This is a genomic window from Brevibacterium aurantiacum (assembly GCF_007558825.1).
GTDB lineage: Bacteria > Actinomycetota > Actinomycetes > Actinomycetales > Brevibacteriaceae > Brevibacterium > Brevibacterium aurantiacum_A.
Genome location: NZ_VLTK01000003.1, coordinates 107,617 through 125,649, shown reverse-complemented (window position 1 = coordinate 125,649; position 18,033 = coordinate 107,617). Strand labels below are relative to the sequence as shown.

Annotated in this window: 18 protein-coding genes and 1 tRNA gene; 8 read left to right on the top strand and 11 right to left on the bottom strand. The window is 62.9% G+C overall.

The features are described from left to right. The first annotated feature begins 16 nt into the window (after nucleotides 1-16). Together moaA and FO013_RS05435 are read left to right on the top strand one after the other, a co-directional pair. A complete protein-coding gene (moaA, locus tag FO013_RS05440; RefSeq protein WP_143921569.1) occupies nucleotides 17-1,105 on the top strand; it encodes a GTP 3',8-cyclase MoaA in 1,089 nt (362 codons plus the stop codon). Further along, nucleotides 1,106-1,351: a MoaD/ThiS family protein gene (locus FO013_RS05435; protein ID WP_143921568.1), complete on the top strand. Its 246-nt coding sequence runs from the start codon at nucleotides 1,106-1,108 to the stop codon at nucleotides 1,349-1,351. It abuts the gene before it with no gap. Nucleotides 1,352-1,398: 47 nt separating this feature from the next. Here the strand turns inward: FO013_RS05435 and FO013_RS05430 are convergent, their stop codons facing one another. Then, nucleotides 1,399-2,514, bottom strand: a complete 1,116-nt coding sequence (locus tag FO013_RS05430) for a ThiF family adenylyltransferase (RefSeq protein WP_143921567.1) — start codon at nucleotides 2,512-2,514, stop codon at nucleotides 1,399-1,401. A gap of 63 nt (nucleotides 2,515-2,577) precedes the next feature. Beyond that, entirely contained in the window at nucleotides 2,578-3,759 is a 1,182-nt protein-coding gene (locus tag FO013_RS05425) for a molybdopterin molybdotransferase MoeA (protein ID WP_143921566.1), read from the bottom strand. An 87-nt stretch (nucleotides 3,760-3,846) separates the two neighbouring features. On the opposite strand from FO013_RS05425, the gene FO013_RS05420 reads away from it, so the two are divergent. Then, nucleotides 3,847-4,695, top strand: a complete 849-nt coding sequence (locus FO013_RS05420; protein ID WP_260848006.1) for a CPBP family intramembrane glutamic endopeptidase — start codon at nucleotides 3,847-3,849, stop codon at nucleotides 4,693-4,695. A 146-nt stretch (nucleotides 4,696-4,841) separates the two neighbouring features. Here the strand turns inward: FO013_RS05420 and FO013_RS05415 are convergent, their stop codons facing one another. Together FO013_RS05415 and FO013_RS05410 are read right to left on the bottom strand one after the other, a co-directional pair. Further along, on the bottom strand, nucleotides 4,842-6,311 hold the full coding sequence (locus FO013_RS05415; protein WP_143921564.1) for a peptide MFS transporter: 1,470 nt from the start codon (nucleotides 6,309-6,311) through the stop codon (nucleotides 4,842-4,844). A gap of 136 nt (nucleotides 6,312-6,447) precedes the next feature. Further along, nucleotides 6,448-7,710 (bottom strand): MFS transporter, encoded by a 1,263-nt coding sequence (locus FO013_RS05410; RefSeq protein ID WP_143921563.1) that lies wholly within the window; start codon nucleotides 7,708-7,710, stop codon nucleotides 6,448-6,450. A gap of 261 nt (nucleotides 7,711-7,971) precedes the next feature. Between FO013_RS05410 and FO013_RS05405 the strand changes: the two genes are divergently transcribed. Both FO013_RS05405 and FO013_RS05400 read left to right on the top strand, forming a co-directional pair. Then, the gene (locus FO013_RS05405; protein WP_143921562.1) at nucleotides 7,972-8,385 is read left to right on the top strand and encodes a phage holin family protein; all 414 of its coding nucleotides are present in this window, start codon (nucleotides 7,972-7,974) and stop codon (nucleotides 8,383-8,385) included. 109 nt (nucleotides 8,386-8,494) lie between these two features. Next, the gene (locus FO013_RS05400; RefSeq protein WP_143921561.1) at nucleotides 8,495-8,725 is read left to right on the top strand and encodes a hypothetical protein; all 231 of its coding nucleotides are present in this window, start codon (nucleotides 8,495-8,497) and stop codon (nucleotides 8,723-8,725) included. A 60-nt stretch (nucleotides 8,726-8,785) separates the two neighbouring features. Here FO013_RS05400 and FO013_RS05395 read toward each other — a convergent pair whose 3' ends face one another. After that, nucleotides 8,786-9,655, bottom strand: a complete 870-nt coding sequence (locus tag FO013_RS05395; protein WP_143921560.1) for an alpha/beta fold hydrolase — start codon at nucleotides 9,653-9,655, stop codon at nucleotides 8,786-8,788. Continuing rightward, nucleotides 9,652-10,551, bottom strand: a complete 900-nt coding sequence (locus FO013_RS05390; RefSeq protein WP_143921559.1) for a universal stress protein — start codon at nucleotides 10,549-10,551, stop codon at nucleotides 9,652-9,654. The genes FO013_RS05395 and FO013_RS05390 overlap by 4 nt, the downstream gene beginning before the upstream one ends. Before the next feature lie 859 nt (nucleotides 10,552-11,410). Between FO013_RS05390 and FO013_RS05385 the strand changes: the two genes are divergently transcribed. Together FO013_RS05385 and FO013_RS05380 are read left to right on the top strand one after the other, a co-directional pair. Beyond that, nucleotides 11,411-11,605 (top strand): hypothetical protein, encoded by a 195-nt coding sequence (locus tag FO013_RS05385; RefSeq protein WP_143921558.1) that lies wholly within the window; start codon nucleotides 11,411-11,413, stop codon nucleotides 11,603-11,605. A 150-nt stretch (nucleotides 11,606-11,755) separates the two neighbouring features. Continuing rightward, nucleotides 11,756-11,828 (top strand) — tRNA-Ala (locus tag FO013_RS05380). Between the two features lie 76 nt (nucleotides 11,829-11,904). Here the strand turns inward: FO013_RS05380 and FO013_RS05375 are convergent. Genes FO013_RS05375 through yczR form a run of 5 tightly spaced genes read right to left on the bottom strand, consistent with a single transcriptional unit; the run spans nucleotide 11,905 to nucleotide 17,215 of the window. After that, the gene (locus FO013_RS05375; protein WP_143921557.1) at nucleotides 11,905-12,432 is read right to left on the bottom strand and encodes a methylated-DNA--[protein]-cysteine S-methyltransferase; all 528 of its coding nucleotides are present in this window, start codon (nucleotides 12,430-12,432) and stop codon (nucleotides 11,905-11,907) included. A 50-nt stretch (nucleotides 12,433-12,482) separates the two neighbouring features. Continuing rightward, on the bottom strand, nucleotides 12,483-13,937 hold the full coding sequence (locus FO013_RS05370; protein ID WP_143921556.1) for an AlkA N-terminal domain-containing protein: 1,455 nt from the start codon (nucleotides 13,935-13,937) through the stop codon (nucleotides 12,483-12,485). A gap of 32 nt (nucleotides 13,938-13,969) precedes the next feature. Then, nucleotides 13,970-14,938 carry an arsenic resistance protein gene (locus FO013_RS05365; RefSeq protein WP_186293001.1) on the bottom strand — a complete coding sequence of 323 codons (969 nt, stop codon included), beginning with the start codon at nucleotides 14,936-14,938 and terminating at the stop codon, nucleotides 13,970-13,972. A gap of 10 nt (nucleotides 14,939-14,948) precedes the next feature. Beyond that, entirely contained in the window at nucleotides 14,949-15,740 is a 792-nt protein-coding gene (locus tag FO013_RS05360; protein ID WP_143921554.1) for a YggS family pyridoxal phosphate-dependent enzyme, read from the bottom strand. Nucleotides 15,741-15,763: 23 nt separating this feature from the next. Next, nucleotides 15,764-17,215, bottom strand: a complete 1,452-nt coding sequence (yczR, locus tag FO013_RS05355; protein ID WP_260848005.1) for a MocR-like transcription factor YczR — start codon at nucleotides 17,213-17,215, stop codon at nucleotides 15,764-15,766. Nucleotides 17,216-17,351: 136 nt separating this feature from the next. Here yczR and yczE point away from each other — a divergent pair, with 136 nt between their 5' ends. Beyond that, nucleotides 17,352-18,029 carry a membrane protein YczE gene (yczE, locus tag FO013_RS05350; protein ID WP_143921553.1) on the top strand — a complete coding sequence of 226 codons (678 nt, stop codon included), beginning with the start codon at nucleotides 17,352-17,354 and terminating at the stop codon, nucleotides 18,027-18,029. The last annotated feature ends 4 nt before the right edge of the window (nucleotides 18,030-18,033 follow it).

The window sequence follows — 18,033 nt, the reverse complement described above, 5'->3', positions numbered from 1 at the left end:
CAAGGAGGATGGCAGAATGCGCAAGATCAGCCTGCCCACGCCCGTTCTGAGGACTCCGACAGTGGACCCGGGCGAGACTTTTACGGCCCATCAGGAGGATTCGCTCCTGGACACCTTCGATCGACGTGCCCGCGATATGCGCATCTCGCTGACCGACTTCTGCAATCTGCGCTGCAGCTACTGCATGCCCGAGGAGGGTGTGGAGTTCATGTCTCGCGATGCGGCGATGACGGCCGAGGAGATCATCCGCTTCGTCCGCATCGGCGTCGAGAAGTTCGGCGTCGACCAGGTCCGGTTCACCGGTGGCGAACCGCTGACCCGCAAAGACGTCACCGACATCATTGCCGGTGTCGCCGCACTTGATCCCCGCCCCAATATCGCACTGACCACGAATGCGATCGGTCTCGACAAGCGTGCCGCGAAGCTGCGGGACGCGGGCCTCGACCGCATCAACGTCTCACTCGACACCGTCGATCCCGAGACCTTCGCGACGATCACTCGACGCCCGTTCCTGGACAGGGTGCTCGATGGGATCAAGGGTGCCCAGGCTGCCGGAATGGATCCGGTGAAGATCAACGCCGTGCTGCTGCCTGGCGTCAACGACCATCAGGCTCCGCAGCTGCTGCGCTGGTGTCTCGATCGCGGGCTCAAGCTGCGCTTCATCGAACAGATGCCTCTCGACGCCGGACATTCCTGGGAACGCGGCACAATGATCACGGCCGCCGACATCTTCGCCCTGCTCGAACCCGATTTCGTCCTCACCCCCGACTCTGCGCCGCGGGGTGGTGCTCCAGCGGAGAAGTTCCTGGTTGCGAGCAGGGACGATCCGGAGACCGTCATCGGCGACGTCGGCATCATCGCCTCGGTGACCCGACCCTTCTGTGCCGATTGCACCCGCACCCGACTGACTGCAGAGGGACGAGTGCGCACCTGCCTGTTCTCACACACGGAGGTGGATCTGCTCACCGCCATGCGGGGCGGTGCTGACGATGAAGCGATCGCGAACCTGTGGAAGGGTGCGCATTGGAAGAAGCTGGCCGGACACGGCATGGATTCCGAGAGCTTCGAACAGCCCCAACGTCCTATGAGCGCCATCGGAGGATAAGTGCCCCAGATCAGAGTCCGCTTCTTCGCAGCCGCGCGAGAGGCCTTCGGAACCAAAGAATGCAGCGCCGAGGCTGCCACCATCGACGGGCTGATCACAACCCTGACGAAGGATGCCGCCGCCGAGGCGAGGACGGTCATCTCCCGTTCGAGCTTCCTGGTCAACGCGATCGCTGCCACGGATCCTCACGCCGCGCTGAGCGAGGGCGATACCGTCGACGTCCTCCCGCCTTTCGCAGGCGGCTGAGACGAAGCTGGGTCGGCTTGCCTGGCCGTCGGTCGCGGCTGAGTTCGTCAGTGCGGCAGTGACAGATAGGCGAGATATCCCCCGGAGACAGAGCTGACCTCGCTACCCTGCGCGCGCAGCTGTGCGCAGGCCCGGGCAGAGCGCACTCCCGAACGGCAGTAGAGAGCCACTTTCCCGTTCCCCGAGATCAGTCCGGGATCGTCCAAGAGGATGTCCATCGGTATGTGCCGAGCGCCTGGAACCATTCCTGCCGAGACCTCCTCCGCATCTCTGATGTCGACGAGGTGCGTGCCGGGTGTGATCGACTCCCACGTCACGCTGGGATCACTCCCTGCGGGCGTCCCGGCGTTCATCTCAGCACGAAGGCTGCCGAGTGCATCGGCATAGTCGCCGAGGTGGCTGCCCAACTCCGTGATCGGCTCACGTTCAGGTAGTCGTCGAACCGGAATGCTCTCCCAACTGGCGTCGAGACTGCTGTGGATGGAGACCGCGTTGTAGAGAGGGGTGCCGATGCCGGCGAGGACCTTGATCGTCTCCATCGCCATGGCCGCACCGATGCTTCCGCAGAGAGCTCCGAGGACACCGGCAGTTGCGCAGTCGGGTACTGATCCGGGAGCTGGGACGACCGGGTAGAGGTCGCGCAGCGTTGCCCCCTGCATTGTGTCGAAGACGGCGACCTGCCCGTCGAAGCCGAGGATCGTGCCCCAGACGAGGGGCTTGTTCAGGATCTCGCAGGCGTCGTTGGCTAAGTACCTGGTCGCGAAGTTGTCGCTGCCATCGATGACGATATCGGCTGCACCGATGAGTTCGAGGGCGTTGTCCGGTGTCAGCAGCACGGGGTGCGTGATGATGTCGAGGGTCGAATTCAGCTCTCCCATGCGCGCTTTGGCGGAATCGACCTTCCGGTGGCCCACGCGCGCTTCGGAATGGATGAATTGGCGGTGCAGGTTGCTCAGTTCCACCGTGTCGGGGTCGATGATGCTGATGCGTCCGACCCCCGCCGCGGCCAGATACGTCAGGACCGGTGCCCCGAGCCCACCGGCGCCGATGACGAGCACATGAGATGCAAGAAGTGCGGATTGGGCTTGCGGGCCGAAACCGTTGAGGCGGATCTGACGGGCATAGCGCTTCGTGTCCGCAGGGGTGAGTGCATGTGCTGACATGTGCCTCAGTCTAGTTGGCTTCATTGGTCAGTGGCGCAGCTTCAGCAGTCACCGGGCACAGCTTCAGCAGTCGAGGACGGAGATGATGTCCCCGGTCCGAATCGTCCCGGGGGCTCGTGGTGCACGGATGATGACGTCGGCGCCGGCGAAGTCTCGCAGTCGTGACCGGTCCGAGACAATGACATCTCCAGCGGTGGTGAATCTGCCAGGCAGCAGGCTGACGGCCTTGTTGTGTCCGATGATGTCGGGACCGGCGTAGACGGCCTTCTTCCACCGTGATCCGAGGGGACGTGCCTCGAGCAGAGAGCGTGCGAAGAGGTGGAAGGACAGGAAGGCTCCGGTCGGTGTGCCTGGGAAATGCAGGAGTGGGACATCACCGCAGCGTCCGTACCCCTGGGGCCCACCCGGTCGCAGTGCCAGACGCAGGAACGACGAGTGGTCGCCGCTGAGGGCCTGTCTGACGACTTCGAAAGCACCGGCGCTGATGCCGCCGGTGGTGATGATCAGGTCAACGCCGGCGGCGAACTCGTCGATGATCTGCCGGAAGGCCCCCGGGTCGTCCCCGCAGCTGCGTTCGACGGGAATGGCTCCGGCGGCGGTGATCGCCGAGCGGAGCATGGGCAGATTCGAGTTGTTGATGAATGGCTGCAACGACGTGGTGAGACCGGTGCGCAGTTCATCCCCGGTGACGATGAGACCGATGGTGAGAGGGCGGAGGACGCTGACGTTCTCAAGTCCCATCATGGCCAGTGTGCCCACACCGGCCGAGTTGATCGTCTCGCCTGATCGGATGACGGTGTCTCCGACCTGGGTGTCCTCCCCTACTGCTCTGATGTTCCATCCGGATTGCAGGCCCGTGGGCAAAGATGGGACACGGACGCGATCGGGAGCTGGCCCTGTGGCCTCGGCATCGGTGAGTTCGACGGGAACGACCACCACGGCGCTGGAGGGCACCTGCGCTCCGGTCATCACCCGCACGGCGGTGCTTGGTGCGATGTCCACCGGCAAGGCCCCGGCGGGGATGTCACCGCTGAGGGCCACCTCGGCGCCGGACCGGGAACTGTCCAGTGCCGACTCATCGAATGCGAAGCCGTCCATCGCCGCGGTGGCGAACGCTGGGATGGGCGCGTCGGCGATCACGTCAGCGGCAGCGATTCTGTCGATCGCCGTCGCTGTGGGAATCGTCTCCACGGTGCGCGGCGGGGCCGACGAGATGATGAGTCGGCAGTATTCCTCTGGTTCCACGGGTGTCCTTTCGCCTGTGTCAGATACTACGAGGAGTTGCCGGTTCTCGCGCTGGTGTTCGGACTGTGGTGATTTAGAGTGTCAAGCGTGGACACACAAACGCGATTCGAACCTGATTCCAAACGATTCGATCTCATTTCCTGGCCGGGACTGGCCGCAGTGCTGTTGGCGCTGTCCGCCTTCGTCCTATTCGGGCTCGGAACCACGTTTCCCGAGTTGAGGGCGTTCGGCTACGCGCCGATGGTGGCCTCCCTCATCGTCGCATGGATGGCCGACCGAGAGTTCGCACGCGACCTCAGCGTCATCGCCGGCTGCCTGGGACTGATCTCCTCCATCTCGGTGGCAGCCGATATCTCATGGTCCAACATCGCTCGGATGGGAGTCGTGCTGTCCGCCGTGGTGATCGGGCCGTGGCTGATCACCCGATATGGGTTCAGGGACCGGACCATCGTCTTCCCTCTGCGTCGTGGGCAGAAGTGGTCGCGCATGGAATGGGCATGGCTGGCCTTCGTCATCGTCGTCGCCTGGCTCGTCCTCCCCCAGTACTTCATGCGCACCGGGGTCTATCTCAACTGGCCGCCGGTGACTCAGTGGGATGAGATCGTGCGCCTCTTCTTCGGCGTCAACGCTGTCGGCATCTGGGATGAGCTGTTCTTCATCTGCACGGTCTTCGCCCTGCTGCGCAAGCACTTCGCCTTCTGGACTGCGAACGTGTTCACCACCATCATCTTCGTGTCCTTCCTGTGGGAGTTGGGCTATCGATCGATCGGCCCGGTGCTGACGATCCCCTTCGCACTCGTGCAGGCCTATATCTTCACTCGAACGAAATCGCTGCCCTATACCGTGACGGTCCACCTCCTCTTCGACGCGCTCGTCTTCCTCACTATCGTCTACGCACATCATCCCGAGGCGCTGCCCATCTTCATCGGAGTGTGAGAGCCCGCGGCCGGCCGCAGTTGTCATCCACCGGTGCCAGGCTTCTCCCGCGTACATGATGAGACGCCCTGGATCACGAGGTGTGAGCCAGGGCGTCTCATCGAATCAGAGCATGCGCACACGGGAAGCGTCCCCTGTGCGAGATGTCAGCGTATTCCTCGCAGTGCTTTGAGCATCGGCTTCGTGAGGGTCAGTGCCAGCAACCCGAGAATGATCGATGCAGCGCCGATCGAAGTCCAATACGGCGTCTGATTGTCGGCCGAGTAGTAGCCGCCGAGGACACCCGACAGTGCGGTTCCCACGCCAGAGGCGAGGAAGAACACGGCGATCATCTGTGACTGGAACACCTTCGGTGCGACCTTCGACGAGAAGGACAGACCGATCGGAGAGATGAGCAGTTCGGCGAAGACGAAGAGCAGCAGGATGAAGGCCACCCACAGCAGCGGAGTCTCATGTTCGCCGGCATTCGCATACGGCAGGAACAGCAGGAACGCGATGCCGATGAGGATGAGCGAGAGCCCTGCCTTGACCGGGGTCGAGATCTGGCGCGTGCCGAGCTTGAACCAGATGGCCGAGAAGACCGGGGCGAAGGCGATGACGAAGATCGGTGGGATGAGCTGGAGCCAGTTGATCGGCATCTGCCAGCCGAAGATCACGCGATTCATCTGAGTGTCCGAGTACGCGGTGAGCGTCCCGAAGATCTGCTGGTACAGGGACCAGAAGACCACGCAGGTGACGAAGAAGGGAATGAACGCCAGCACGCGTGAGCGCTCATCGGAGTTCGTCTGCGGGCTGACGTACATGACGACGAAGTAGCATGCCGCAGCGCCCGCCGAGATTCCCGCGATCCACCAGTCCAGATTGTCCGGGTTCACGACACCTGAGAACCAGAGCACGACGATGAGGATGACTGCGAGGACAATGGCCGCTATGAAGAGGTAGAGCCTCGAAGACGGCAGCGGGTTGACCGCGCCGCGTGATTCGTCCGGCAGGTTCTTCCGACCTGTGGCATAGATGATCAGACCCAGAGCCATACCGACTGCTGCGGCGCCGAAGCCGAAATGGAAGCCGATCTCCTTCTGCAGGAGGCCGGTGATGAGCGGTCCCAGGAAGGCACCGAGGTTGACGCCCATGTAGAACAGCGTGAACCCGGCATCCCTGCGCGGGTCCTTCTCCGAGTAGAGCTCACCGACGAGGGCCGAGGCGTTGGCCTTGAGGCCACCGGAGCCGAGAGCGACGAGGATGAGACCGGCGGCGACTCCGCCGAAGCCGGGGATGAGCGCCAGACAGATGTGGCCGACCATGATGATGATCGCCGAGTAGAAGAGAATCCTCTCCGCGCCGAGGATCCGGTCTGCGACCCATGCACCGAGGATCGTCGCCAAGAACACGGCGCCGCCGTAGGCGCCGACGATTCCGATGGCTGTCGGCTGAGGCATGCCCAGGCCGCCCTCGGACACCTGGAAGTACAGGTAGATGGCGAGGATGCCGTTCATGCCGTAGTAGGAGAACCGTTCCCACAGTTCGAGGCTGAAGAGCTGCATGAGCGGAAGCGGGTGCCCGAAGAACCGGGTGTCGTTCCGCGTGGCCTCAGCCGTTGAGGTGCTTGATGACATATCGTGCTTTCCGTTGTGACGTGCAAACGCGCACTGCGATGCGCGATTCACTGTGAACAAGCGGCAATGCTACTCCCCGTTATTGCTCAGGTCACACGATCTCAATGCTGGGACGTCGCGTCCCAACAAGCGGAAACTACGAGTGAACCAGGTCTCTTTTTCGGGCTTCTTTGCCGACGAGGAGGTTGAGCATGCCGGCGACGAGGACGAGTGCGGAAGCTGCCATCGGGACAGCCATTGCGGCCGAGGTTCCGGCCTCCTCGGCGAGGATTCCGTTGACTGCCGATGCCACCGACTGGCCGACGATGATCGCGGAACCCGCCATGGACATCACTGTCGCCGAGCGACCGAGCGGACTGCGTTCGGCAGCGAGGCTGAACAGGGTCACCAAGGTCGGCCCGACGGCGCAGCCCATCAGCAGGAGGGCGATGATCACGGTGACCATCGACGTCGACGACGCCATGATCACGGCTCCGATGAGCATCAGGGGCGCGAAGGACAGCAGTCGTGCCCACAGCGCATAGCGTGGGGAGAACACTGCGACGGTGATGGCCAGAATGGCAGAGCCGATGCCCATGATTCCGTAGATGAGACCGGCTTCCTCGGGGCGTCCGAGATCGTTCGTCAGTGAAGTCAGTGCCGTCAGCGTCGACCCGAATACGAGCCCGATGCCGAAGACGCCGAGGACGACGACGAAGACGCCGAAGGTGAACAGCTCCTTTGCCGGAGCCTGGACTCGTGGCTGTGCTGAGGTGCTCTCAACGGCCCTGCCCGTGGGGTGGAGGGCGAAAGAGGACACGAAGACCAAGGTCATGATGACCGCGCCGATGATCGGCGCGACCGGGTGGAGGGTCGTGGCGAGGAGACCGACGATGAAGGGGCCGAAGACGAATACGAACTCATCGGCTGCCGACTCGTAGGCCATTGTGCCGTTGAGAGTCTTCTGCTGTCTGGGGCCGTTGAGCGTGGACATGATGATCTCAACGAGGCGTGAGCGTGACATCGGGGCGACCTGCGGGGCTGTAGCACCGATGGCGAAGGCGGCGATGAGCACCACGGAATCAGGGAGGGGGCTGAAGACGACCCAGGCCATGAAGATCAGGGCGATGCTGTTGAGCAGACCCACGATCAGCAGGACGCGGCGTTGCCCCCAACGGTCAGCTGCGGCGCCGATGAAGGAGCCGAAGATCGCCGTTCCCAGGCCGACCATGGCCGAGTTGACTCCGCCGAGGCTCAGCGAGTCACGGCCGGCGACGACGAGGGTGAGGACACCGATGACCACCATGGCATAGGGCAATCTGGCCACGAAGGCGATCGGAAAGTAGGTGCGGCCCACGATGCTCAGCAGCGTCGGTGCTGCGATCTGGTCGGGACGGGTGCGGGTTTCGTTGCTGGGCATATCAATCCAGTTTCTCCCCCATCACTGCGATGGGGATCGGTGCCGCCGTGGTGACCTGGATCGAAATCACTCGGTAGATGCACTCTTGCTGTCCGTGTCGGCGCCAGTGGGCGCTTCTTCCAGGCTACCGGGATCGGAGCCGGCAGACGAGGGTGATCGTGAGCTCAAGCGTTTGAGCTTGCTCACCTTCGCCATCTGGCACAGACCTCATTCCCATCCGCGACTCAGTAAGAATGCAGACGAGAATGGGAAGATAACTGCATGAACTTCCTCTCTCGAGTAGTCGTCAACGCATGTGCGATCTGGGTTGCGGCTTGGATCCTGCCTGGTGTTGCCATCGCAGGAAACCGAGTCGTGGAAGACCAGACCGGGCCGATCGCCGCCACGATCATCTCCTACCTCGTTGTCGGGTTGATCTTCGGTTTGGCGAACGCGTTCATCAAACCGATCCTCAGCATCGTGTCCGCACCGATCACCTGTCTGACTCTGGGGCTGTTCTCGATCGTCATCAATGCGATCATGCTGGCGCTGACCAGTTGGCTCAGCGGCTTCACCCCGTTCCAGTTCACCATCGACACCTTCTTCCCTTCGGCCATCCTCGCCGCGATCATCATCTCCATCGTCTCCGCCCTGCTGGGCTGGTTGGTCCCGGAGAAGAGCTCCGCACGCGACTGATCGGTTCCCACCGTGACTCGGGCCTCAGCCGCGCCCGGAATCTTCTCTACTGCGTGTAGACTTCATCTCAGTGTGTCAGTCTGCACCCCAAAGACCGTCGGAGGAGAACATGTCCAATATCGCCACCACGAAGAGAACTCGGAACTCAGCATCGTTCGCTGACGTCATCGTCTTCGTCTTCTCGTTTGCCCTCTTCGTGTTCGGTCTCTACCTCTTCGGTGCCGGATTCTTCGGCGCACCGGGGACCGAGTTCTGGCTCTTCTGGGCCGGTCTGCTCGCCTCCTGCCTCGCGTTCATCGTCCCCATGGTCTATCACTGGATCGTTGACCGTAAGGGCTGAGTCCCTGGTATGAGCGAAAGGGGGCCGATGCGATGATTCGCATCGGCCCCCTTTCGGTGTTCATTCCCTGCCGCGACAGAATCCCATGATCGCCGAGGCGGCTTCCTCGGGACGCTCATAGTGCACCAAGTGCCCCACACCGGAGAGCTCGACGAACTGTGCACACGCCAACTCCGATGCGAATTCGCGAGTTGCCGGGATCGGGGCGATGGCGTCCTTGTCTCCGGCGATGACGAGCATGGGCATCCTCAGGTCGCCGGCCACCTCGGTGACGGTGTGGGCGACCGAAACCTCGAAGGCCGCTGCCAGCGAATCCCGATCGCTGAAGGTGGAGAAATGCCGAGCATGCTGATCGTGGATATAGCGGCGCAGACCGCGGTCACTGGTGGTGGCCATGACCTCACTCATCGCCCGCACGATGATCGGATTGGCCAGCAGCTGGTGACCGATCGTCTCCGGCAGCTGGGCTCCGAGGTTGTAGTAGAGACGGGTCAGAGCCGTCAGCACTTTGGCGGAGCCCTCGAGCGCCGGTGTCGTGATCGGGTTGATGAGGATGAGCTCACCGACAGTCGCCGGTCGGCGCGCAGCCATATGTGCGACCAGAATCGAGCCGAAGGAGTGGCCGAGAACGATCGGCGCGGCCTGCCAACGCGAAGCCACCTCTGCGATGAGCCCGACGAGATGATCGCAGTAGCTGTCAAGACTCAGACCTGCCGACAGTGGTGGCGTGAGGCCGAATCCGGGAAGATCGCCGACGATGACATCGCGATCACGGATCGCCCCTGCCATGAGGTCCATTCCGTGGTGGTCGCCGCGGAATCCGTGGACCATGAGCACAGGACGCGCGGTCGATCCCGAGGAGTGCACCCACACGGCGGTTGGGTGACCGTCGACGGTGAAGTCGGTGCGCTCAGGAGCAGGGAGGCTCACTTCGTCGAGACAGTGCTGCTCGCGCGCCGGGGCACAACGACGACAGGCACCGGCAGCACACGCAGAAGTCGCCTGGCACGCGCACCGATGAAGACGCGTCCGCCTCGGCCGAGTCTGCTCGAACCGATGAATGCGATCTCGCCAGGTTGGAAGTCCACGTTCGCGGCCGCGTCTTCGATGTCGGCTCCGGCCTGAGACTTGACGACGGCCCGGCCCGACTCGAACATCTCGGCCGCGCGGCCGGCCAACACCGCTCCCCCGTATTCCTCGGCGAATTCCTGAATCTCCACGGTATCGTCCTCGCCGAGCCCGTCGTTCTCGATCAGCGACAGCAGCCGCAGATCCACGTCGAGGGCCGCGGCTGACTGCACGGCGGCACCGATGAGCGCCGCGGCTCCGGGGCGTGCGCCGAAGAGCGTGGTGATTCGAGAGACGGGACCGATGTCCGAGTTGCCTGCAGGAGCCAGGACCACCGGGACCACTGAGGAATGGAGCAACGAGGTCGCGACGGTCCCGATGCGGAATGAGCGCATCAGCGTCGTGGCTCGAGCACCGATGACTATGCCGAGTGCACCTTCGGTCTCGGCGACCTCCATCAGACCTTTGGACTCATTGGACGAGGTGTGGATGACACCGCGGGCCGTGACGTCATCGGGCACCAGCGCCAGTGCCTCGTCGAGCCAGTCTTCGAGCTGCTGCGAGACGATCCCGGTGCCGTCCTGCGGAATCGAATTGCCTGCCGTGAAGGTCGATGACTCCGGACGTACGATCGTCACAATGAGTTCGATCCCAGCAGAACGTGCCAATGAGATGGCCAGAGCGATGGCGTCGCGTCCACGATCGGTGGCGATGTATCCGACGACCAGTCGTCGAGGGGTGGCAGCAGGCTGTGACATTGTCTTCTCCCAGTAAGTCGCGAGTCTGAGAAGATTCTACGTCGGCAGCTCAGCATTCTTCGACCTCACATCCCGAGCCCGATGGAAAGGTGCTCCACGTGACGGTGCGCATCGATGACCGGACCGAATAACCCACGATTCTCATTAGTCACAATAAAGTTCAGAAAGAATGAACAAAACCTACACACAGTTCTTCACCTGTGATAAATTCGACAGTGCAATTACGGATTCGCACAAACCCCAGAATTGCAACAGCCCATCTTGAGCGCTGACGCCGCTCAAACGAGATCCACGACCAAGAAGGGAGCGCAGAACTATGCCGAAACTTATCGCATTTCCGAAGCCCCAGCACTGCTGGACCGGGAACACTGCCTGCTTGATTGGCGGACAAGGGCTCGTCGGCTGAATTTCAGCCGCATCTTACGTCTTTCTCCACCGGTCATCTGAACGCCGGTACTTCCTCTGCCGCTAGATTACCCAGGTCATACCGCTGTGTCGCCACCGTTGGCGCCCACACGGTGCAAGCACGCCTGAGGTGGCCTCGCCCAGGACACCGTTGTTCACCAGGTGCGTTCATTCATGAACACCACCGACCTTTGGGGCCTTGATCCACTATCCGATTGAGCCTGCCTGTGGGCTGCTGCCGCCAATTCATCTGATTCCCACCAAGGCTCAGCTGATTGCGGACATCGATCCGTGAGTTCATTTCCCAGAAGTCGCTTTCATTCGAGTCTTCGGGCCTTTCTTCAGCTCATTGTCCTCGAACATTTCCACTAACCCTCATTTGGGCATTCCCCCTGCCCGAAAACATTAAGGAATCATTTTGTCCACGGCATTTCCAATCACATATCCACGGCGTGTGGCACTGAACACCGGGCTCAAGTTGATCCAATGGGCCCGCCGTCCGACTGCCGCCGCAAAGGATCGCAAGCAGGTCACTCTTCGCGACCGTCGTCGGGCGCAGCTTCGCAGACACGCTCGCGATGAACGGGTGAAGGAGCAGCGCGAACGCGACGTCGCGAAGTACCTCTACTATGTTCGGCCCATGATCTGATGTCCGGTGGCCGGGACCGGGAGTTCACTTGGTCCCGGCCAGCGTCAGATTCCCTGTTCCCGCCACCGGCTAACCACACGAGTGTGGCCAGCGTCACTCTCCGCCGATTTGTCGTCCCGCGCGCACCTGAGTAATATTGATCGAGCAAGCGGGGGTATGGCGCAGTTGGTAGCGCGTCTCCATGGCATGGAGAAGGTCAGGGGTTCGAATCCCCTTACCTCCACCGCATGAAGGGCCTGGTCTCATCACAATGAGGCCGGGCCCATCTTCGTATGCGTGGCTCGTATGCGAAGTTGCCGTCAGCGACCCGCTTCGAGGTCGAGCAGTCTCCGCTTCTTCTCTTCACCCCAGGCATAGCCGGTCAGCGCCCCATTCGCTCCGATCACACGGTGGCAGGGAACGATGATGCTGATCGGATTCCGACCATTGGCGGCTCCCACTGCGCGCGCCGCTGTCGGTCTGCTGATCCACGCAGCGAGTTCCCCGTATCCGGCGGTGACGCCGTAGGGAATCGTTGTCAGCGCCTGCCAGACTTCGCGTTGGAATTCGGTGCCTTTCGGGGCCAATGGAATGTCGAATGCGACGCGGGTTCCCGCGAAGTACTCGGCGAGCTGCTCCCCCGTCGCTGCGAACACCGTGAGTCCGTCGTCGAGGACCGGTTCGGCATCGCCTGACAGTGCCAGTCGCTTAAGAATCCGATCGAAATCATCAAGGTAGAGCCCGGTCAGGTGATCGCCGTCGGAGGTGAGAAGAATCCTCCCCAGCGCCGAGTCGATGATCGAATATCGCGCTGCGTTCGCCGTGGGCTGGGTCAGTGTCATCGTCATTGTGTTCTCCGTTCCTGATTCGCGGTGCTGTTCCTGATTCGCTGTGCTGATCATGGTTGTGGCTGGGAGTGATGGGCCCACAGCAGATGGGTGACGTAGGACCTCCAGGGTCGGGCACGGTCCGACTGGTGGGTCCAGGCGGTCATGTCTGTGTCTGAACCGTTGAGCTCCTCCATAGCCTTCCTGACTCCGAGGTCCGAACTGAGAAGGACATCGGGGTCTCCCAGCGCACGCATCCGAATGTAGCCAAGACTCCACGGACCGATTCCGGGGATGGCGAGCAGGCTGTCGTTGACCTCAGTCCGGTCGCATCCCGGCCCCAGATCGATCGAGCCGTCGGCCAGGTGTGCGCTCAGCGCTCGAAGGGTGGCGATCCTGCGACCGGGCAGCGCCCAATGCTCGTCGGGGATCTCTGCGATTGCTGTTGCGGTGGGAAACACTCGGTCGACAGTGCCGGCCCTCAGCTCATCCGGCAGCACCTGACCATAGGCGGTCACCAGGCGGGTCAGATGAGTCTGCGCGGCGCTGACCGAGATCTGCTGGCCCAGGACCGTTCGAATTGCGAGTTCGACGGGGTCGCCTGTTCCTGGGGAGCGGATGCCCGGGTACCTGTCGATGAGCGCGGAGAGCCCTGCCTCGGTCAGTGTCGCTCGCACCGCGATGGGGTCCGCGTCGAGGTCGAGGATTCGCCTGGCCCTGGCGACCGCGCTTCCCAGGTCGCGGGTATCGGCTAAACCGAGGTGGCACTCGATGTAGTCACCGGCACCCGGTGTCAGGGTCAGGACGGCAGGTCCGTGCGCTAGGCGCAGCGAACGGGTGTAGCGATCGCCGCTGACATCCTCAACCCCGGGAATCGCACGCACACTCAGATACCTGAACAGGTGAGCATGGTCGAACGGCGGCCGGTAGGCGAGGCGGACAGTGATGTCCTGACCGGTGTGCGCCTCCCCGGAGCTGCTGCGCAGATCCCGCGGAGTCGACGAATACACGGCTCGGAAGGTGTCGTTGAATTGTCGAATGCTCGAGAATCCGGCGGCGAAGGCGATCTCGCTCATCGACAAGGTCGTCGATTCGACCAGCGTTCGAGCAGTCCTGACGCGTTCGGTGCGGGCGATGGCAAGCGGCCCGACGCCGATCTCGGACTGCAGCACTCGTCCCAGCTGCCGTGGGCTGTATCCCAATGCCGAGGCGAGGCCGGAGATCCCCGCCCGGTCGACGAGACCATCTTGGATGAGTCTCATGGCCCGGGCGGTGACATCGGCTCGACTATCCCACTCAGGCGAATTCGGGCTGGCATCGGGTCGGCACCGTTTGCAGGCTCGGAATCCGGCATCCGCCGCTGCCGCTGCAGTCTGGTAGAAGCCGACGTTCTTGCGCAGCGGAGTTCTCGCCGGACAGGACGGACGACAGAAGATGCCCGTTGAATGAACCGCGGTGAAGAACATTCCGTCGAAGCGTCTGTCGCGTCCGGCCACTGCCTGGTAGCACTGATCTGTGGTGAGCATGTGACTATTCTGCTCGCCCGAGAGCGACAATACTAGCGGTTTTCGGACACGGCGGTGTCCGGCAGGATTCGTGGGACCAGACGGACGAGGAGGAGCATGAAGACAAGCTCGACAATCGTCTGCGCGACGACGGTCGAGGGACCGATGCCATCTGCAGTCATGGCGCGCACGATCGGGAGCATGACCAGCGAATTGCGGGTGACCGCGGTGAAGACGAGGCTCCTCCCCTGGCCCACGCTCAGAGGCAGCACCCGAGCCAGGATCGCGCCGAGGCAGGTCATGATGATCGCGAACACGACGAATGTCGCTACGGCACCACCGAGATCCGACAGATGCGAAGCGATCAGGGGCACCTGCGCCGCGGCGATCACAGCCAGGGTGAGCATCATCATTGGCACCATCGACCCCGAGACACTCTGGACGCAGCGATCCGCGACCGTCGACCTCCGAGACAGCAGACGCACGACGACTGAGGTACCCAGCGGCAGGAGGATGAAGATGACGAGGGCGGCGATGAAGGGCCCCGGCGCGATCGGTCCGACTGCTGTGGTGCCGAGAATGATCCACAGGTAGACCGGCAGGAGGATGATCTGGACGAGCATGAGCACCGGCGTCAGTGCCAGCAGACTTACGTGATCGCCGCCTGCCGATCTGGTGAAGACGAGGACGTAGTCGATGCAGGGGGTGAGGAGAACGATGAGGACTGGCAGGATGATGGGCTGAGCAGGAGGCATGATGGCATAGAGGCCGGCGACGATCAGCGGGACGATCAGGAAGTTGACGAGGGTGACTGCGCCCAGGAACTTCATGTCCGTGAAGGAAACACGGACGGCATCGAACGGGATGTCGAGGAATGTCACGAACAGGAGCGCGATGAGGCAGGGCGTGATCGCAGTGGTGGCGAGCGATGATGCTACCGGCTGGCCCAGCCCGATGAGAGCGCCTGTGACTATGGCGATGAGGTACCAGAGGACCTGATGTCTGGTCAGTGAAGCGAGCACGCGGGGGCAGTCAGCCGTTCTCGGGCCAGTAGTAGCTGTCAGGCAGCGCCCTTTTGCCGAAGATGGACTGGCCGACACGAACGCAGTTCGCTCCTTCTTCGATGGCCACTTCGTAGTCCCCTGACATGCCCATTGAGAGTTTCCCTGCGCCGATCAGCTCGGGGTCGGTCTCCTGCGCTTGGTCCCGCAGAGCGCGCAGACTCTGGAAGCAGGTGCGGACACGATCGAGGTCGGAGGAGAACACCGCGAGAGTCATCAGGCCCTGCACGTTCAGGGTCGGGAACTGCGGCAGTTCTCGCAGGAAGTTCAGGAGTTCTTCAGGCGGCATCCCGAACTTCGACTCTTCTGCCGAGGTGTTGACCTGAACGTAGACGTCCAGGCTGCGACCCGCCGCTTCGAGACGTCGGTCGAGAGCAGCTGCGACCTTCAGCCGGTCCAGAGCCTGGAACTCGGAGGCGAACTTCGCGACCTCACGTGCCTTGTTCGACTGCAGATGACCGATCACGGCCCAGTCGATGTCCAAGTCAGACATCTCGGCCGACTTCCGGAAGGCCTCCTGGACCTTGTTCTCGCCGAGCTTGTGGCAGCCGGCGGCAACAGCTTCTCGGATCCTCTCCTGAGGAACCGTCTTGCTCACCGGCAGCAGTTCGATCTCAGAGGAGTCGCGGCCGGCCCGTACAGCCGCGGTTTCGATGCGCCGATTCACCTCGGCGATGTTGATCCGGAAGTCCTCAGCAGTCGTCGCAGTCGCATACTGTCCGTTGTGGTTGGGCCCCTCGTTCGCGGCCTGGTCCTCGTCCATGTCCTCATGGTACCCAGACCGTCTCAGGCGACTATCCGCGCTCGTCCGGCCGGGACACGGTCAGTGGACTTCAGAGCGTCGTCCCAGGCGGCGGCGAGGCGGGGGCCGACCTCATCCAATTGAGCCTCGGAGACGGTGTATGGCAGCCGGACCCACCGGTCCAGGCCTCCGGCGGGGGCGAAATTGGGTCCGGAGACCAACCCGAGCCCGTGTTTTCTCGCAGCGACGGCAAGGGCACCGGAACGGTCCTCGGGCAGGCGGCACCACAGCGCCATGCCTCCGCTGGGCACGACGACCTGCCAGGTCGGAAGATGAGCGCGCACCTGCGCGGCGAGATTGTCCCTGGCCGCGCGCAGCTTGTCGCGGTATGCGCCGACGATTGTGTCATGGTCACGCATGAGTTCGACGGCGACAAGCTGTTCAAGCACGGGAGCGCCGAGGTCGAGGCTCAGACGCGTGGACGCCATCGCCTCGATGCGGTGGGCCGGAATTCGCAGCCACCCGACGCGCAGACCGCCCCAGTAGATCTTGCTGGTGCTTCCTGCCGTGATCGAGTCGGGGACGAAGGCCGCCATCGGCGTGGGTGTCGGATCGCCATCGAGCCCCAGCTCGACCAAGGACTCGTCGAAGATCGGCACCATGGAGTTGCGCCGAAGCATGGATGCGAGTTCGGGGCGCTGCTCTTCGGGCAGAAGCGCCCCGGTGGGGTTATGGAAGTCGGGGATCAGGTAGGCCGATCGCACACGGGTCTGGCGTGCGATGTGGTCCATAGCCTCGATGTCCCAATGGTGTCCGGCCGGGCCCACTTCGAGCGGATAGGGAATCAGGGAGGCACCGGCACCTTCCAGGGTCGCGATCGCGTTCGGGTAGGTCGGACTCTCAATGAGCACCCGGCCTCGACCCTCGTTGAGTGCACGCACGGCGATGGCCACGGCGCCGAAGGCTCCCGAGGTGATGAGGATCTGATCCGGATCGGTGCGGACACCGCGAGCGGTGTAGCTCTCGGCGATGAGTTCCCTGAGAACCGGGAGCCCCGAAGGATAGTACCCGGTACCGGGCAGATAGGCGTGGATCTGCGTGACCGCGCGTTCGTAGGCTCCCAACAGCCATGGCGGCGCCACCGAGGCGGTGCAGGTGAGGTCGATCTCCGCCTCGTCGGCTCCGGCCGGGGTCAGGAGATGATCGATGCGACCGCCCGGGACTTCCGGCATCTGGACCACGCTTCCGGAACCGCGCCGGGTGAGGACGAACCCCTGTTCGCGCAGCTTCGCAAAGGCGCGGGTGGTCGTCGTCCGAGACAGGCCAGTCGCGGCTGCGACCTCACGCTCACTGGGCAGCCTGGCCCCGACCGGGATGCGGCCGTCGCCGATGGCGCGCGAGATCCCTGCCGTCAGCGAATCATAGGCTGGTCCTGGCCACGGCCCGGTGCCGATGATGCCTGCCAACCTGGGACCGCTCATGACTGCCGTGCTCATGCCAACCTCGCTGTGTCGATGCCTCGTCCACCCGACCGGTGGCGATATGACCACTTTCTTCCAATTGGCTATTTTTTACAAGGCCAGTTCGAGACAAGATGGTGATATCAGTCAGAACGAACCGGAAAGACCTACGATGTCATCAACACCTGTGCCGAAGCGCGAACTCGCGAATATCGGCCCGATCCAGCAGCTCAAGAGCGGTCGACTCCCCCGTCGACTGCCGCAGCTGCTCCTCGGCCTCTACCTCTACGGCGCATCGATGGCCATGATCGTGACATCCGGGCTGGGCATGATGCCCTGGGACGTACTCCATTCGGGCATCATCAAGCACCTGCCGCTGACCTTCGGCACCATCGTCACGATCACGTCCTTCCTCGTCCTCCTCACCTGGATTCCGCTCAAGCAGCAGCCAGGACTCGGGACGCTGCTCAATGCCCTCCTCATCGGACCCTTTCTCGATCTGACGCGGCTCTTCCTGCCCCGACCGGAGGAACTGTGGTGGAATATCGCACTCCTCGTCGGCGGCATCATCCTCAACGGCATCGCCTCGGCGATGTACATCGGCTCGCAGTTCGGCCCCGGCCCCCGTGACGGCCTGATGACAGGCCTGTCGCGAGTCACCGGCAAGTCGATCCGACTGGTGCGCACCCTCATCGAGGTCAGTGTGGTCATCGTCGGCTGGCTGCTCGGCGGCGTCTTCGGCATCGGCACCGCGCTCTACGCTCTGGGAATCGGACCGATCACGCAGTTCCTCCTGCCCACATTCACCGTCGAGCTCCGGCCGCGGCCCCGGCCTCACGCCAAGGGCTGAGCAG

What these genes read in the sequence shown, in the direction of transcription:
- moaA (WP_143921569.1), top strand. Translation starts at nt 17, where the DNA reads ATGCGCAAGATCAGCCTGCCCACGCCCGTTCTGAGGACTCCGACAGTG.
- FO013_RS05430 (WP_143921567.1), bottom strand. Translation starts at nt 2,514, where the DNA reads ATGTCAGCACATGCACTCACCCCTGCGGACACGAAGCGCTATGCCCGT.
- FO013_RS05415 (WP_143921564.1), bottom strand. Translation starts at nt 6,311, where the DNA reads ATGTCATCAAGCACCTCAACGGCTGAGGCCACGCGGAACGACACCCGG.
- FO013_RS05410 (WP_143921563.1), bottom strand. Translation starts at nt 7,710, where the DNA reads ATGCCCAGCAACGAAACCCGCACCCGTCCCGACCAGATCGCAGCACCG.
- FO013_RS05405 (WP_143921562.1), top strand. Translation starts at nt 7,972, where the DNA reads ATGAACTTCCTCTCTCGAGTAGTCGTCAACGCATGTGCGATCTGGGTT.
- FO013_RS05400 (WP_143921561.1), top strand. Translation starts at nt 8,495, where the DNA reads ATGTCCAATATCGCCACCACGAAGAGAACTCGGAACTCAGCATCGTTC.
- FO013_RS05390 (WP_143921559.1), bottom strand. Translation starts at nt 10,551, where the DNA reads ATGTCACAGCCTGCTGCCACCCCTCGACGACTGGTCGTCGGATACATC.
- FO013_RS05375 (WP_143921557.1), bottom strand. Translation starts at nt 12,432, where the DNA reads ATGACGATGACACTGACCCAGCCCACGGCGAACGCAGCGCGATATTCG.
- FO013_RS05370 (WP_143921556.1), bottom strand. Translation starts at nt 13,937, where the DNA reads ATGCTCACCACAGATCAGTGCTACCAGGCAGTGGCCGGACGCGACAGA.
- FO013_RS05360 (WP_143921554.1), bottom strand. Translation starts at nt 15,740, where the DNA reads ATGGACGAGGACCAGGCCGCGAACGAGGGGCCCAACCACAACGGACAG.
- yczR (WP_260848005.1), bottom strand. Translation starts at nt 17,215, where the DNA reads ATGAGCACGGCAGTCATGAGCGGTCCCAGGTTGGCAGGCATCATCGGC.
- yczE (WP_143921553.1), top strand. Translation starts at nt 17,352, where the DNA reads ATGTCATCAACACCTGTGCCGAAGCGCGAACTCGCGAATATCGGCCCG.